The organism is Pantoea sp. Cy-640 (assembly GCF_011752635.1).
Taxonomy (GTDB): domain Bacteria; phylum Pseudomonadota; class Gammaproteobacteria; order Enterobacterales; family Enterobacteriaceae; genus Pantoea; species Pantoea dispersa.
Window position 1 is genome coordinate 1035587 of record NZ_VWXB01000001.1, and the last position, 15891, is coordinate 1051477.

Here is a 15891-nt window from a genome sequence, read left to right on the forward strand (position 1 = left end):
TTCACCACACTTTTGCTGAGAACTCCGACCACCATGCCACTCGACATTTATACGTTGTTTATTTGCGAGCTCTACGTGCTGGGGTTTCTGAGCATTATTTTGATTTTTGCCTGGGTCGGGGCGCAGTACGACCGGGTGCTGGGTTTTACCACCCTGACGCTAATACTGACGTTTGCCGCCGTGCTGCTCAGCAGCCTGCGCAGCGCCGGTTTGCACTTTTTGCCGGTGGCGGTCGGGAATGCCATCATGCTGCTGGCCTACGGCACCCTGCTCAACGCCTTTCGTACTTTTTGCCGCCTTCCACTCGGTTTTAGCTGGATCACTGGCGCGCTGTTGTGGGCGCTGCTTTGTGCCTTTCCGCAGTTCTATTACGGCCAGCCGAAACGCGTGCTGGTCATGTGCCTGCTGTGCATCATCTTTACCGCCGCGCTGATTCGTCTGCTGTGGCAGGCGCGCGCCACGCTGACCGTCACTTTCTGGCCCGCGCAGATACTGCTGTGGATCCACTTACTGTTCCACCTGGCACGCATTTTCCTTGACGATGCGGTAGCCACCCCGGTACCGGGTGCCATTGGCGGTTCCGGCTTTTCGGTGTATGTGATTCTGGAGTCGATCCTCTTCGTCATCGGCCTCACATTCACTATCCTGGCGATGGTCAATGAGCGTACGCAGATCGCCCATAAGCTGGCGTCGCTACACGATCCGCTCACCGGCGTCTGGAACCGGCGCGCATTGTTTGAGGCCGCAGAAAAACTGCTGCTGCGCCACGCACGTTTGCCGCAGCCCTATATTTACAGTGCAGTGCTGTTCGACCTCGATCATTTCAAAAGCATTAACGATCGCTATGGCCATCAGCAGGGGGATCGGGTGCTGGTGGATTTTTGTCAGGTGGTAACAGCATTAATGCCGGTTGAGGGGCAGTTTGCCCGGCTGGGCGGTGAGGAGTTTGCCGCGTTGCTTCCTGGCGACAGTGAGCAGGCGCAGCGCATATGTGAGCGTATCCGACTGGCGACACAACTGTCGCTACCCAACGACATCGGTTATACGGTGAGCATTGGCTTTGCCACTGCCAGCCAGCGGCATCAGGCGTTTCCCGCTCTGCTGGCGCTGGCGGATGAAGCCTTGTATCGCGCTAAAGCCGCCGGACGTAACCGCGTCGAAGGTTATCAGACGCCGCAGGCGGCAATGGCTGAAGCCGGTTAGTGCGTTGAGTGGTGATCGCGACGGCAGCGTTTGTCACCGTAGTGACGCAGCCAGTAATAGCGGTCTTCCACTCTCTCACGCCCGCTGACGCGTGCGCCGACCAGCCACAGTAGCGCACCCACGAAAATACTGAACATCGCTCCATGCGCGAGGAACTGCGGCAGGTTGACCGACGGCAGCTGGTTAATAATGGAATAACCTACCCCGAGCACCATGGTTAACAAGCCGAGACACATCAAACCATTACCGACGGTGCGGCAGTGTTGACGTTTCATGATTCACCTCCATCCTTTTCAGCAACGCAGAAAACAGCACGTTTGGTTAACTGGCCATAAGTTTAGGCAATGGCTGGCGGTTAAGATGCGTACAGGATCACACATCCTTCACAATGTCTGACAAAACTTTACCGCCAGTGCCTTGATTTCGATAGAAATTGATTAGTCACCTCAGGTCATTAATCTGCCATTACGCCCTTTGTCATCCCCGCCGGCAGGCAGTAAACTATCGCCCTTTCGCAGCGAGACAGGATAAACATCGTGAGCAGCATTAAACTGATTGTGGGGCTGGCCAATCCCGGCGCTGAATACGCGGCAACGCGCCATAACGCTGGCGCCTGGTATGTGGATTTACTTTGCTCGCGCCATAATCAGTCCCTCAAAGAGGAACCGAAGTTTTTCGGCTACACCGCGCGCCTGTCGCTGGCCGGCGAGGATGTGCGCCTGCTGGTGCCCACCACCTTTATGAACCTGAGCGGTAAAGCGGTGGCGGCGATGGCAACGTTCTATCGCATTACGCCCGAAGAGATTCTGGTGGCACACGATGAAATGGACCTGCCGCCAGGCGTGGCGAAATTCAAACAGGGCGGCGGCCATGGCGGTCATAATGGCCTGAAAGACATCATCAGCAAGCTCGGTAATAACAACAATTTTCATCGCCTGCGCGTCGGTATCGGCCATCCGGGCGATCGTAACAAGGTCACCGGATTTGTGCTCGGCAAGGCACCGGCCAGCGAGCAGAAGCTGATTGACGAGGCGGTCGACGAAGCGGTGCGCTGCACCGAGCTGTGGCTGAAAGAGGACAAGATCAAGGCGATGAACCGCCTGCACGCCTTCAAAGCCAGCTAAGCCAATTCCCGCGCCGCCGCAGGGAATTCTGTGTATAATGCGCGAAAATTTTTGAATCAGTCGGCGCTGTCTGCCAGCGCTGCACACTCAGTGAGAAAGGTAAGATCATGGGATTTAAATGCGGTATTGTGGGCCTGCCGAACGTCGGTAAATCCACCCTGTTCAACGCGCTGACCAAAGCGGGTATCGAAGCAGCCAACTTTCCGTTCTGCACCATCGAGCCCAACACCGGCGTGGTGCCGATGCCTGACCTGCGCCTCGATCAGCTGAGCGAGATTGTTAAGCCACAGCGCGTGGTGCCAACCACCATGGAGTTCGTGGACATCGCCGGTCTGGTAAAAGGCGCGTCCAAAGGTGAAGGCCTGGGCAACCAGTTCCTGACCAACATCCGTGAAACAGAAGCTATTGGCCACGTGGTACGCTGCTTTGAAAACGACAACATCATCCACGTCTCCGGTAAAGTAAACCCGGCGGAAGATATTGATGTCATCAACACCGAGCTGGCGCTGTCGGATCTCGACACCTGCGAACGTGCTATTCAGCGCTGCCAGAAGAAAGCCAAAGGCGGCGACAAAGATGCTAAGGCGGAACTGGCCGCGCTGGAGAAGTGCCTGCCGCATCTGGAAAACGCCGGTATGCTGCGCTCGCTGGCGCTGGACGCCGATGAGAAAGCCGCGATCCGCTATCTCAGCTTCCTGACGCTGAAGCCGACCATGTACATCGCCAACGTCAATGAAGACGGTTTCGAGAACAACCCGTATCTCGACCAGGTGCGCGCGATTGCTGAAGCCGAAGGCTCAGTGGTGGTGCCGGTCTGTGCGGCAGTGGAATCGGACATTGCCGAACTGGAAGATGAAGAGCGCGACGAATTCATGGCCGAACTGGGACTGGAAGAGCCGGGCCTCAACCGCGTGATCCGCGCCGGTTATGCCCTGCTCAACCTGCAGACTTACTTCACCGCAGGCGTGAAAGAAGTGCGTGCCTGGACCATCCCGGTTGGCGCCACCGCACCGCAGGCAGCCGGTAAAATCCACACCGACTTCGAGAAAGGCTTTATCCGTGCTCAGACTATCGCCTTCGAAGATTTCATCACTTACAAAGGTGAACAAGGCGCGAAAGAAGCCGGCAAAATGCGTTCAGAAGGTAAAGAGTACATCGTGAAAGATGGCGATGTGATGAACTTCCTGTTTAACGTTTAAATGAAATGTGCCGTCTCATGAGGTTTCACCGAGCCTCATAGAGAGCGCAATAACTATAAAATCTACGCAATTGCGTGGATTTTATATTACATGCTTTTTACGGGCGGGGATAAATTGCCAGCGCCAGTCACATCGCACTCTTTATGGCGGCTGGTCAAAATCTCGGCTGCAGCACTACTTATAGCTCCCCCTTACCGAACCACATTACCTGTTTGATCGAAACGGGCAACCGGGCTGATGCTATTGAGGTACAGCCTGGCTGCAACCAACGGTAATCCCTGGATATATAGCAATTTAACTTATCCTGATGAACGAAAGGTTTCGAGGCAGGAGTGGCTGATAAACCTGATGGACCTAAATATACTTACGCTGCATTTGTCATTATTACAGAGCGCACTCATGAGCCGATACCATGTTGCTGGCAGTGAAGGTAAGTTTGAAAAAGACTCTGGCGAGCAGGTCATGGCCAATAAGCTGGGGCTCACCGATTCCACTGAGATGAACGAGGCAGAACTTGTTCTGTTAGAACAACTCTACCAGTCAGTTTTTGAAGAAAACTTTCCCGAAGGGAAACTTAACGTCGCGCTACTAAAAAGCTGGCATCGCCGCTGGCTGGGTAACATCTACGCGTGGGCTGGACAAGAAAGAACGGTCAATATTAGTAAGGGTGGTTTTATGTTTGCGCCCTCAGCACAATTGCCAAAACTGCTGAACGAATACAACAAGTATCTTGCGCATTACACGCCCTGTAACGACATGGACGAAGAAGAACTCATCATCGCTATCGCCGTTACCCATGTCGAGCTGATACTTATACATCCCTTTAGAGAAGGAAACGGACGTTTGTCGCGGCTGTTAGCTGATGTCATGGCGGTTCAGGGAGGATACAAACCGCTGGATTATCAAAGCTGGGAGCAGAATAAAACCCAGTATATTTCGGCTATTCATGCTGGTATGTCAATGGACTACGCGCCAATGAAATACTGGGTCAGTCGGGCACTGAGAAGGCACTAAGCCAGGCGAAGATGTGCGAATTTTTTGCGCGCGGCTTCAAGTGAAGCCTCGACGCTAGCTGAGGACTGGCCGGTTTCAACAGCCGTTGACGTCGCTACTGAACGAATGATATCGGGGCGAGAAGGTTTAGCATAACCTGAATGCGCTTTTTTTCTGTTGTTGGTCATTAAGCCCTCTCTACATCAGTGCAGTTGCGTAAGACACTATAGCCTCAAGAGTATATCAAAGCTTTGAACCAACATCACGTTCCCTTCTGGCTCGGCAATCTGATGTCCCATCAGGCTTCAAACAATCTCATGAGCCCGGTAAATAAACCCCACGCAAGGCGATGAATCGGGCCGCTACGGCTATTGTGCGAATTGCGGTTTCATTAACTGAATGGCAGCAACGCGGCCGCGCGAATGTTTTCTGAAGTCCTGTCGCCAGGCTAATTATCCGATCCGTTAGTGGCATACAGCGGCCATGACTCAAACAGGTAGCCGTCGAAATCAATGTCGTCCACATCGGAGAACTCCAGCAGCAGCTGCTTGACGTTTTCCAGGTGCTGCCACATCGCCTGTTTCGCGGCGCGCGCGTCTTTCTTGATTAAGGCGGCGAGGATCTTTTTATGATCGTCGAGCCACTTTTTGCGGTAGTTGGTGTTGATCAGATGCCGGTGCAGCTGGCTCCACATCACGTTGTCTTCGCGCCACTGCCAGGATTGTTTGAACAGCTCCACCAGCATGCTGTTGTGCGTGGCTTCGGCAATCGCCAGGTGGAAATTGCGGTCGCCGTTTTCGCTGTCGTTCACTGCGCCTGACGCCAGCTCACGCTCTTCCAGCGCCAGCGCCTGGCGCATTTTGATGATGTCTTCACGCGTCGCCTGTAACGCAGCGAATTCGGCGATATTACTCTCCAGCAGCTGACGGGCCTGCAGCATCTCAAACGGACCGGCGGCATTGCAGGCGGTTTGCGCAGCGGCACGCGGTGCCGGCGTGTCGTTGATCACGTAAATTCCTGCCCCACGTCGCACTTCAATCAACCCTTCCAGCTCCAGCATAATCAGCGCCTCACGCACCAGCGTGCGCGTGACGTTCAGCAGCATCGCCAGTTCACGCTCCGGCGGCAACCGCTCGCCAATCGCGTACTGTTTCTGCGTAATCATGTTGCGAAGCATCTCGCCCACTTCCTGATAGGGTCGCTGTGCTGAAGCTTGTGGTTTCATAACGCTCTTTTCTGCTGGTTCAGACATTAGGCCGCCAAATTTTCTACCCTGCACTATAACACAGGGCGTGATTTTCACCGTGGGTTAAGGGTGAAGTAGCGTCGGGCGTTATGGAAGCAGATATCCTGCAACATCGCGCCCAGCGCGGCTTCATCGTGCGGCACAATGCCGTCACGCACCCACTCGCCAAACAGATTACACAGAATGCGGCGGAAGTATTCGTGCCGCGTATAAGAGAGAAAACTGCGCGAATCGGTCAGCATGCCAACGAACTGACTGAGCAGCCCCATCTGCGCCAGCTGCTCCAGTTGCCGCAGCATGCCGTCACGCTGATCGTTGAACCACCAGCCAGAGCCGAACTGCATCTTGCCCGCCATCCCTGCGCCCTGAAAGTTACCCGCCATGGTCGCCAGCACTTCGTTGTCACGCGGATTGAGGCAGTAAAGAATGGTTTTTGGCAGCTGGTCATTGGTGTCCATCGCGTCCAGCAGGCGCGCCAGCGGCCAGGCAACAGGATGATCGCCGATGGAATCGAAACCGCTGTCCGGGCCGAGCTGACGGAACATGCGCGTGCTGTTATTGCGGATTGCACCGATGTGTAACTGCATCGCCCAGCCGCGGCGGGCATACTCCGCGCCCAGCCACACCAGCACAGCGGTGCTGAACTGCGCAATCTCCAGCTCGCTCAGCGCCATACCGCTACGGCGTCTGTTGAGGATGCCATCCAGCACGCTGTCGGCTGGCACCGTAGCATAGCGCAGCGTTTCAATGCCGTGGTCGGCGGCGCGGCAGCCATGGGCGGAAAAGTGGTCCAGACGGCGCAGTAGCGCCACACGCAGCGCATCAAAGCTGTCGATACTGACATCCGCGGCGGCTTCCAGCCGGGTCAGGTAATCGCTGAATCCTTCCAGCTCAATCTTGAACACCCGGTCCGGACGCCAGCTCGGTGCCACCTCAATATCAAAGCTGCTGTCTTCAGCTATCTGACGATGGTACTGCAGGGAGTCGATCGGATCGTCAGTGGTGCCCACCATGCGTACGTTCATCTGGCGCATGATGCCGCGCGCGGAAAATTCAGGCGTGGCCAGCTTCTCCGCACACTCATGCCAGATGCGCGGTGCAGTTTCCGGTCCAAACAGCGTGTCAGTGATACCGAACGGCCGGCGCAGCTCCAGATGCGTCCAGTGATAGAGCGGATTGCCAAGCGTTTTCGGCACGGTCTGCGCCCAGGCCAGGTATTTATCGTAATCGCTGGTGGTGTTACCGGTGATCAGTGATTCCGCCACGCCTGCCGCGCGCAGTGCGCGCCATTTGTAGTGATCGCCCTCCAGCCAGATTTGCCCGAGGTTGGCAAACTGACGGTCTTCTGCAATCTCCTGCGGATTGAGGTGGCAGTGATAATCATAGATCGGCATCCCCGCCGCCACGTCGTGATACAGGCGACGCGCCACCTCGCTGTGCAACAGAAAATCGTCATCCATAAAACGCTTCATTTGGCCTCCGGATTGAGGGATGCAACCGCGGCTCTGGCACCCTGCTGGCACAGGCGGTCATAGGTGTGTTGCAGGGCGGCAACAAAGGCCGGATTGGCGGGTAAGTCGTCCGCGAAGATCTCGTTAATGCCCAGCAGCGCCTGCACGCGGGCGGGGCCTGAAGGAAACTGCTGATTAATCCGCTCAAACTTAGCGACCAGCGGATCAGCCACCGGGTAGCGCTCGCCTTTTTCGTCTTCGCCGAGGATATAACGCATCCAGCCCGCGATGCCGAGCAGCAGATGCCGGCAGTCACTGCCGTGGTGCAGATGATAGCGCAGCGAATCCAGCATGCGCTGTGGCAGTTTCTGACTGCCATCGCTGGCAATTTGCGCCGTGCGATGGCGCAGCGACGGATTACTGAAGCGCTCAAGCAGTTGATGCGCATACGCGTTCAGATCGCTGCCTGCCGGCATCGTCAGCGTGGCACGCTGTTCAGTCAGCATCAGCGACAGCGCGGCCTGACGGTAAGCGGGCAGCTGCATGGTATCAGCGATAGTTTCACAACCGCCGAGGTAGCCGAGATATGCCAGAAACGAGTGCGTGCCATTCAGCAGACGCAGTTTCATCAACTCGTAGGGGGCGACATCCGGAACAAATTCAGCACCAACGCGCTGCCAGTCGGGACGTCCCGCCACGAAGTTATCTTCGATCACCCATTGACGAAACGGTTCGCAGGCGACACCGCAGGGATCGGCGATGCCCAGCAGCCCGGTAATCTCGCGCTGCGTCTCTTCCGTCACGGCCGGCACGATGCGGTCAACCATGGTGCAGGGAAACGTGACCTGTTGCTCAATCCATGCCGCCAGCGCCGCATCCTGCCGTTGTGCCAGACCGATGACCGCAGCCCGCGCGACGTGGCCGTTATCACGCAGATTGTCGCATGACAGCACGGTAAAAGGCGCTAACCCGGCTTCACGCCGCAAGCGCAGCGCCTCAACGATAAAGCCAATGGCGGATTTCGGCTGCCGGGGATGGGCCAGATCGTGCACGATCAGCGGATGGGTGCTGTCCAGTTCCCCGGTTGCGCCATGAGTGCAATAGCCTTTTTCGGTTACCGTCAGCGAGACGATGGCGGTTTCCGCGCGGGTAAGCGCGTTAAGAATGCCGTCACAACCGTCCAGTGCCGGGTGCAGCGCGGAATGCACGCAACCAATGATTTTGACGTCATGACGCGTCGCACCTTGCTCGGTGACGCTGTAGAGCAAATTCTGCGCGCGCAATTGTTCCACCAGCTGTCTGCCGCTGGCCGACATCAGGTTGACCTCGCAAATGCCCCAGTCGCTGTCGCTTATCTCCAGCAGATGGTGCTGATAGAGCGCCTGATGCGCGCGATGAAACGCACCGCAGCCGATGTGCACGATGCGCGGCACCAGCCGCTGCTGCTGCCATGCGGGCCGCGCCACCTTAATGCTGGCGTCGGCAAGGTTGTGTTGCATGTGAACTCCTCAATGTCCGGCGCGACTGCGCGTCCGCCGGGCAAGCGGTACAGGGCGATCGGCGTCAGAAAAAGGCGCGGTGTATCGCCAGCTCAACGCCACGAATCTCAGCCAGACCTTTCAGCCGGCCAATCGCGGAGTAGCCCGGGTTAGTTTTCTTATGCAGATCGTCCAGCATCTGATGCCCGTGGTCGGGCCGCATCGGGATCAGGTCTTCCTGCCCCGCATTACGACGGCGCTGCTCCTCTTCGGCAATCGCTTTAATCACCGCAAACATATCGACATCACCGCCAAGGTGCGCGGCTTCGTGAAAGGTTTTGGGGTTGGCTTCACGCCGGGTTGAGCGCAGATGGGCAAAATAGATGCGCGGCCCAAAACGTTTCACCATGCCGGCTAAATCATTTTCCGCCAGTACGCCGTAGGAGCCGGTACACATCGTGAAGCCGTTGGCCGGGCTGTCGATGGTGTCGATCATCCACTGCAGGTCGTCGGCACTGGAGACGATACGCGGCAGGCCGAGGATCGGGCGCGGCGGATCGTCCGGATGTACCGCCATACGAATACCGACCTCTTCAGCGACCGGGATAATGCCGCGCAAGAACGTGGCAAAGTTTTCGCGCAGCCGGGCTTTGTCGATGCCGTCATAGCGCGCCAGCTGAGCACGGAACTGCGCCAGCGTGTAGCCCTCTTCCGCGCCAGGTAATCCGGCGATGATGTTACGCGTCAGCCGCAGCTTGTGCTCTTCGCTCATGCTGGCGAAGCGCGCAGCGGCCTGGGCTATCTCGTCAGCGCTGTAATCATTTTCTGCGCCCTGACGCTGCAGGATATGCAGCTCGAATACCGCAAATTCAATCTGATCGAAGCGCAGCGCTTTCGCGCCATCCGGCAGCTCGAACGCCAGATCGGTGCGCGTCCAGTCCAGAATCGGCATGAAGTTGTAGCATACGGTGTGGATGCCGCACTGCGCCAGATTGCGCAGCGACTGCTGATAGTGGCTGATCCACTTTTGGCACTGCCCGCTGCCGGTTTTGATCTCCTCATGGATCGGCACACTCTCCACCACCGACCAGACCAGCCCGGCCGCCTCAATCATCGCTTTGCGCTGCAAAATCTCCTCAACCGGCCACACCTCGCCGTTCGGGATGTGATGCAGGGCAGTCACAATGCCGGTAGCGCCCGCCTGTCGGGCATCGGCGAGTGAAACGGGATCGTCAGGGCCATACCAGCGCCAGGTCTGCTTCATGTCGTTTTCTCCTGCGGGCCTGAGCATCACCCTCAAAGCCCTTTCATTTTGGTTGACCAATTTCACAAGCAAAGCGCTTTCTGAGTCATAAAAAGTGCCTGCGCAGCGTCAAATTCGGCTTTTCACCGGTGGAAGTCAACCTGATAAATGATTTTGGTTAACCAGATCACAAATACCGCATCAGGCTGGCGACCACCTGGCCTAACTGTGGTTCACTCCCGGCGGATGGTTAAAACAGGACGCATCACGCCACGCCCGGCAATCAAGGCCCAGGGGTGATGCGCTGGCCGGTATGGACTCCACCTCCGGCCAGGCAGTCACAGACGTTGCTCACACATGCTGTTAATAATGAATGGAGAATCCGATGAACCGCAGTTTGAACCCAGGGATTGCCGCAACCGGCACGAAACGCGTCATCCGTCATCTGCGCTGGTGGGTGCTGGTGCTGTTTCTGGCCGGTGTCACCGTCAACTACATTACCCGTAACTCGTTAGGCATTCTGGCCCCCGAGCTGAAAACCAGTCTCGGCATCACCACAGAACAATATTCATGGATAGTCGGCGCTTTTCAGCTGGCTTATACCTTCTTTCAACCGATCTGCGGCTGGCTGATTGACGTCATTGGCCTCAAACTCGGCTTCTTCATCTGCGCCACCATCTGGGCGCTGGCCTGTCTGTTCCATGCCGGCGCCGCCAGCTGGTTGCACCTGGCCATTTTGCGCTTTGTCATGGGCGGAGCTGAAGCGGCCGCCACGCCGGCCAACGCCAAAGTGATTGGTGAATGGTTCCCGAAAAAAGAGCGCCCGATCGCGGCCGGCTGGGCCGGCGTCGGCTTCTCGATTGGCGCTATGCTGGCGCCTCCCATCATCTACTTTGCCCACGCCTCGTTCGGCTGGCAGGGCGCGTTCCTGTTTACCGGCTGTCTGGCTCTGGGCTGGGTGGTGCTGTGGTGGCTGTTGTATCGCGATCCGGAACGTAACCCGAATCTCAGCAGCGATGAGCTGGCCTTTATTCGGCAGGATAATGAGCCACCGGCGGTCAAACTGCCCTTCTTCAAAGCACTGAAAACCGTCTCCAGAAACAAGCGTTTTTACGGTATCGCCATTCCCGCTTTTATGGCTGAACCGGCATGGGGCGTGCTGAGCTTCTGGGTACCGCTCTATCTGGCAAAAGATCTGGGAATGGACCTGAAACAGATTGCCATGTTCGCCTGGCTGCCGTTCCTCGCGGCGGATCTCGGCAGTGCAGCCAGCGGCTACCTGACGCGCATCTATACCCGGCTGTTTGGCTTCAGGCAGGTAAATTCCGTTGTCGCCAGCTCGGTCACCGGCGCCTTTCTGATGCTGTCGCTGGCGCTGGTGGCGATGACCAAAGACCCCTACGTCGCGATTGCCCTGATCTCGATTGGCGGTTTTGGTCATCAGATCATTTCCTGCATGTTGAGTGCGCTGGTGGTGGAAAAATTTGATAAGGGCCAGATGGCCACGGTGAATGGCATGCGCGGCTCGTTTGCCTGGATCTCCAGCTTCCTGTTTTCGCTGGTGATTGGCGTGACGGCTGACAAAATCGGCTTTAACCCGCTGTTTGTCGCCATGGGCTTCTTTGACCTGATCGGTGCAGTCTTCCTGATTGCGTTTATTGCTGAGCGTCGTTCAGCGACCCAATGAAGTAGGTAACGATGAAAACCTTAAAAAACTGGTCTTTAGCCCATTCTGATCGTCACCATGTGGTGCTTAACGTCGATGGCAAACACCATCTGTGCCTGTACGTGCTGGAAAAAGGTCTGTTCCGCGTGGTGATCAAGCGCCACGGCAACTACAGTCTGGACCGCACCTGGAGCATTGCGCCGGAACAGGATGTTCCGTGGGAAGGGCGTCCGCGCGACAGCCTGGCCGGGTTTAGCCTGCCCGGCTTTACGCTGGAGGAAGAAGCCAATTGTCTGACCATCAGTACCGACACGCTGCGCGTGATAGTGCATCAGCCGCTGGCGCTGGAGTGGCAATACCGTGATGCCGCAGGCGACTGGCAACTGCTGACCGGCGATCGCCCCACCAGCGCCTATCAGATCAACGCACACGGCGACGGCGTGGCGCACTATCAGCGCCGCATGGCGGACGACCGCTACTACGGTCTGGGGGAAAAAACCGGCGATCTGCAACGCAACGGCAAACGCTATGAGATGCGTAATCTGGATGCCATGGGTTACAACGCTTCCTCCACCGATCCGCTGTACAAACACGTGCCCTTCACCCTCACGCGGCGTAACGACGTTAGCTTTGGCCTGTTCTACGATAACCTCAGCACCAGCTGGTTCGATCTGGGTAACGAGCTGGATAACTATCACCAGCCGTATCGCCGCTGGCAGGCGGAGAGTGGCGATATCGATTACTACCTGTTTGTCGGTAAGCGGGTGGTGGATATCACCAAAACCTTCGTACGCCTGACCGGCAAAACGCTGTTCGGCCCCAAATGGAGTCTGGGATACAGCGGCTCGACCATGCACTACACCGATGCGCCGGATGCGCAAAACCAGCTGATGAACTTCATCCGCCTGTGCGAAGAGCACGCTATTCCGTGCGACTCCTTCCAGCTCTCCTCGGGCTATACCTCCATCAATAACAAGCGCTATGTGTTCAACTGGAACTACGACAAAGTGCCGCAGCCGGAAGCGATGAGTCAGGCGTTTCACGATGCCGGGCTGCGCCTGGCGGCCAACATCAAACCCTGCCTGCTGCAGGATCACCCGCGCTATGAAGAAGTCGCGGCTCAGGGACTGTTTATCCGCGATTCGGAAGAGGATGTGCCAGAGCGCTCGGTGTTCTGGGATGATGAAGGATCGCACCTCGATTTCACTCATCCGCAAACAGTCGCCTGGTGGCAGGAGAATGTCACCCGTCAGCTGCTGGAAAAAGGCATCGACGCCACCTGGAATGATAACAACGAGTATGAAGTCTGGGACGGCGAAGCGCGCTGTCACGGCTTCGGCACGCCGATTGCCATCAAGCATATTCGCCCGGTGATGCCGCTGCTGATGATGCGCGCCTCAATGGAGGCGCAACAGCGCTTTGCCCCCGAACAGCGACCATTCCTGATTTCGCGCTCCGGCTGCGCCGGGATGCAGCGCTACGTGCAAACCTGGAGCGGCGATAACCGCACCAACTGGACCTCGCTACGCTACAACATTCGCATGGGCCTTGGCATGAGCCTGTCCGGCTTGTATAACGTCGGTCACGACGTCGGCGGCTTCTCGGGCGATAAACCCGACGCGGAGCTGTTTGTGCGCTGGGTGCAGAATGGCGTCATGCATCCGCGCTTCACCATTCATTCGTGGAATGACGATCACACTGTGAATGAGCCGTGGATGTATCCTTCGGTCACGCCCGCGATTCGGGCGGCCATCGCGCTGCGCTATCGCCTGCTGCCGTATCTTTACACGCTGCTGTGGCAGGCGCATGCGGACGATGAACCGATGCTGCGTCCGACGTTCCTCGATCATGAACACGATGCCCAGACCTTTGCTGAGTGTGATGAATTCCTGCTCGGCCGCGATCTGCTGGTCGCCAGCGTGGTGGAACCTGGCCAGCGTGAACGCCGCCTGTGGCTGCCCGACAACCAGACAGGCTGGTATGATTTCGCCACGCAGCAGTGGTACAGCGGTGGTCAGTGGATCACCTTGCCTGCGCCCCTGGAAACGCAGCCGCTGCTGGTGCGCGCAGGTGCGGCACTGCCACTCAGCGAGCGTATTGCTCACGTCGACGCCGCCGCAGACGATCGCCGCACGCTGCAGCTTTATCCATTGCAGGGCAAAGGCGTTAGCCACGGCGAACTGTTCGAAGATGATGGCGAATCCTGGGGCTATCAGCAGGGCAATGCGCTGTGGCTGCAGTGGGAAATGCGCTGCGAAGCCACAGCTATTCACCTCAGGTTACGGCGCAAAGGTGACTATCAGCCGGCATGGCAAACGTTGCAGATTGCCCTGCCCACCGGTGAACAGCGTGCGCTGTTTATCGACGGTGTTGCCGCAGGCGCTGCGTCAGCCGACGTGACGCTGGCGCAGATTTCCCGCAGCTGATAAACCACAAGAGCGCACCGATGTCGGGTGCGCCTGATTACCTTCATCGCAGCCCGCTTTTCTCTCCCTCAGCAGCTTATACCACCACGATATCTGCCTGTTTTCTGTCCCGACGTTATCCCGCTAATAAATCTATCCGGTTTAAGCAATATTCAACTGTGGCGCGCTATTAGTCATTAAGACGACATATAACCGGATAATTCCCGACTTCACAGAGGGCCTCTGTGATGAAAAGATTGCTGTTACCGATGACAGCTTTACTTGCCAGCCACGCCACCCTTGCCGCCGACGGTCAAATCACGTTCGTCGGCGCGATCGTTGAACCCTCCTGTGATGATGCCGTAACGCGCAGCGTCTCGCTGAACTGCACGCGCGAAGGGATTAAAAAGAGCGAAACCCTGCAGGTTAATGGTGCCGCGCGTGAATTACCTTACGCGCTGGGCACCGCGCGCATTATCCGGGAGCGTGGTTTGACTTTTCTGCAGGTTGAATATAATTGATGGTTTTAAGCCTGATTTACTCAGCTGCTCATTATCGTAGTCATTATCACTGCATGGCAAAGGAATGCTTTATAAAATAGTGTTTCTCTTAACCTACCCTGGCATTTCACTTCCAAAATAACAGGCACCTGATTAATCTGGCATCCAACGCTTCAGTCTGCAGATATTTTTAACTGCATGATGAGGGATATAAGCATCATTTGCGACTTCATGATTTTATATAAATATAGCGCCTGAACCAACAGGCCGGTGCCGACCAGCGCCTGTACGGTGCCGCCGGTAGAGCCCCGTCTGATGGCCGCGGCCGGGTATTCAGCTCGCGCGCCTGATAGCCCTTGCTACATTGACTTCTTTCGTGGTGCAGGTACATTTTACGCCATGAAAACCTTTCTGATTATTGTCCCGGACGGCGGCATGCTGTTCGAAGCGGCGGGTATCGCCGACATCCTGATGCACGCCAACCTGCACCTGCCGGTGGGCGTCGCTGGCGCACGCTATCGCATCAGCATTGCAACCACGCAGCCGCACCAGGTGATCCACGGCCAGTCCGGCCTCAATCTGCTCGCCGACCTCAAACTGGCTGAACTCGATCCGCGCGAACGCTGGGACACCATCATGATTACCGGCCGCGGTGATAACCCTGAAGAACGCAACATGGTGGTGGACTGGATTAAGCTGGCTGCCCCGCAGGCGCGCCGCGTGGTGTCAATATGCGGTGCGGCAATGCTGCTGGCGGAGGCGGGATTGCTGGATGGCCGGCGCGCCACCAGCCACTGGCGTCTGCTGGACACGCTGCAGGCCAGCTATCCGCGCGTGCAGGTTGAAGGCGGCCCGCTGTATATCCAGGATGGCCCAATCTGGACCTCTGGCGGCGTCAGCTCCGGCTTCGATCTGACGCTGGCGCTGGTAGAGGAAGATTTTGGTTTCAGCGTGGCGCGCGACATCGCGCAGGATATGGTGATGTATCTGCGTCGTCCCGGCGGCCAGATGCAGTTCAGCCGCTTTCACCTGCAGTCCGTCAGCGAGTCGGGGCCGATTGCTCAGTTGCAGAGCTGGATCGCCGCCCATCTGGCGGAAGACCTGTCGGTGGAGAAACTGGCGGCCCAGGTGGCGATGAGCCCGCGTAACTTTACCCGTGTGTTCAGCCGCGAAACCGGCGTTTCACCGGCGCGCTATGTGGCAGAAGCGCGGCTGGCGGCGGCGCGCGAACGGCTGGAGCAGACGCGCGAGACGCTGGAACGCATCGCCATTGCCACCGGTTTTGGCAGCAGCATTAACCTGCGGCGCAGCTTCGAGCGCCAGCTGCATCTCACGCCTAACGAATATCGCCAGCGCTTTCACAGCCGCAAAATGGCGTAAAGT

At 57.2% G+C, this 15891-nt stretch carries 14 protein-coding genes; 8 read left to right on the forward strand and 6 right to left on the reverse strand.

Annotated elements, in window-relative coordinates; genetic code table 11:
* The first annotated feature begins 33 nt into the window (after nt 1-33).
* Nucleotides 34-1203 carry a diguanylate cyclase gene (locus tag F3J36_RS05155; RefSeq protein WP_166719075.1) on the forward strand — a complete coding sequence of 390 codons (1170 nt, stop codon included), beginning with the start codon at nt 34-36 and terminating at the stop codon, nt 1201-1203.
* Here F3J36_RS05155 and ychH read toward each other — a convergent pair.
* Entirely contained in the window at nt 1200-1478 is a 279-nt protein-coding gene (ychH, locus tag F3J36_RS05160) for a stress-induced protein YchH (RefSeq protein ID WP_021509933.1), read from the reverse strand. The two genes, F3J36_RS05155 and ychH, sit on opposite strands and share 4 nt — an antisense overlap.
* 261 nt (nt 1479-1739) lie before the next feature.
* Between ychH and pth the strand changes: the two genes are divergently transcribed.
* The 3 genes from pth to F3J36_RS05175 all read left to right on the forward strand — a co-directional run bounded on the left by pth (nt 1740) and on the right by F3J36_RS05175 (nt 4540).
* Nucleotides 1740-2327, forward strand: coding sequence for an aminoacyl-tRNA hydrolase (pth, locus tag F3J36_RS05165; RefSeq protein ID WP_021509932.1), 588 nt, complete (start codon nt 1740-1742; stop codon nt 2325-2327).
* A gap of 107 nt (nt 2328-2434) precedes the next feature.
* Complete coding sequence (ychF, locus tag F3J36_RS05170) at nt 2435-3526, forward strand: redox-regulated ATPase YchF (RefSeq protein ID WP_021509931.1); 1092 nt, start codon at nt 2435-2437, stop codon at nt 3524-3526.
* Between the two features lie 399 nt (nt 3527-3925).
* Complete coding sequence (locus tag F3J36_RS05175; RefSeq protein ID WP_166719076.1) at nt 3926-4540, forward strand: Fic family protein; 615 nt, start codon at nt 3926-3928, stop codon at nt 4538-4540.
* Here F3J36_RS05175 and F3J36_RS05180 read toward each other — a convergent pair.
* The 5 genes from F3J36_RS05180 to uxuA form a co-directional block, all read right to left on the reverse strand.
* Nucleotides 4537-4707, reverse strand: a complete 171-nt coding sequence (locus tag F3J36_RS05180) for a hypothetical protein (protein ID WP_166719077.1) — start codon at nt 4705-4707, stop codon at nt 4537-4539. The genes F3J36_RS05175 and F3J36_RS05180 overlap by 4 nt on opposite strands.
* A gap of 260 nt (nt 4708-4967) precedes the next feature.
* The gene (uxuR, locus tag F3J36_RS05185; RefSeq protein WP_031280188.1) at nt 4968-5744 is read right to left on the reverse strand and encodes a Uxu operon transcriptional regulator; all 777 of its coding nucleotides are present in this window, start codon (nt 5742-5744) and stop codon (nt 4968-4970) included.
* A 74-nt stretch (nt 5745-5818) separates the two neighbouring features.
* A complete protein-coding gene (gene uxaC, locus F3J36_RS05190; RefSeq protein WP_166719078.1) occupies nt 5819-7237 on the reverse strand; it encodes a glucuronate isomerase in 1419 nt (472 codons plus the stop codon).
* Entirely contained in the window at nt 7234-8715 is a 1482-nt protein-coding gene (locus F3J36_RS05195; RefSeq protein WP_166719079.1) for a fructuronate reductase, read from the reverse strand. The genes uxaC and F3J36_RS05195 overlap by 4 nt, the downstream gene beginning before the upstream one ends.
* 64 nt (nt 8716-8779) lie before the next feature.
* On the reverse strand, nt 8780-9958 hold the full coding sequence (uxuA, locus tag F3J36_RS05200) for a mannonate dehydratase (protein ID WP_166719080.1): 1179 nt from the start codon (nt 9956-9958) through the stop codon (nt 8780-8782).
* A gap of 364 nt (nt 9959-10322) precedes the next feature.
* Here uxuA and F3J36_RS05205 point away from each other — a divergent pair, with 364 nt between their 5' ends.
* From F3J36_RS05205 to F3J36_RS05220, 4 genes are all read left to right on the forward strand, one after another.
* Entirely contained in the window at nt 10323-11624 is a 1302-nt protein-coding gene (locus F3J36_RS05205) for an MFS transporter (RefSeq protein ID WP_021509925.1), read from the forward strand.
* A gap of 11 nt (nt 11625-11635) precedes the next feature.
* Entirely contained in the window at nt 11636-14029 is a 2394-nt protein-coding gene (locus F3J36_RS05210; RefSeq protein ID WP_166719081.1) for a TIM-barrel domain-containing protein, read from the forward strand.
* Between the two features lie 248 nt (nt 14030-14277).
* Nucleotides 14278-14529 carry a type 1 fimbrial protein gene (locus F3J36_RS05215; protein WP_166719082.1) on the forward strand — a complete coding sequence of 84 codons (252 nt, stop codon included), beginning with the start codon at nt 14278-14280 and terminating at the stop codon, nt 14527-14529.
* Between the two features lie 378 nt (nt 14530-14907).
* The gene (locus F3J36_RS05220) at nt 14908-15888 is read left to right on the forward strand and encodes a GlxA family transcriptional regulator (protein WP_059009576.1); all 981 of its coding nucleotides are present in this window, start codon (nt 14908-14910) and stop codon (nt 15886-15888) included.
* Nucleotides 15889-15891: the final 3 nt, after the last annotated feature.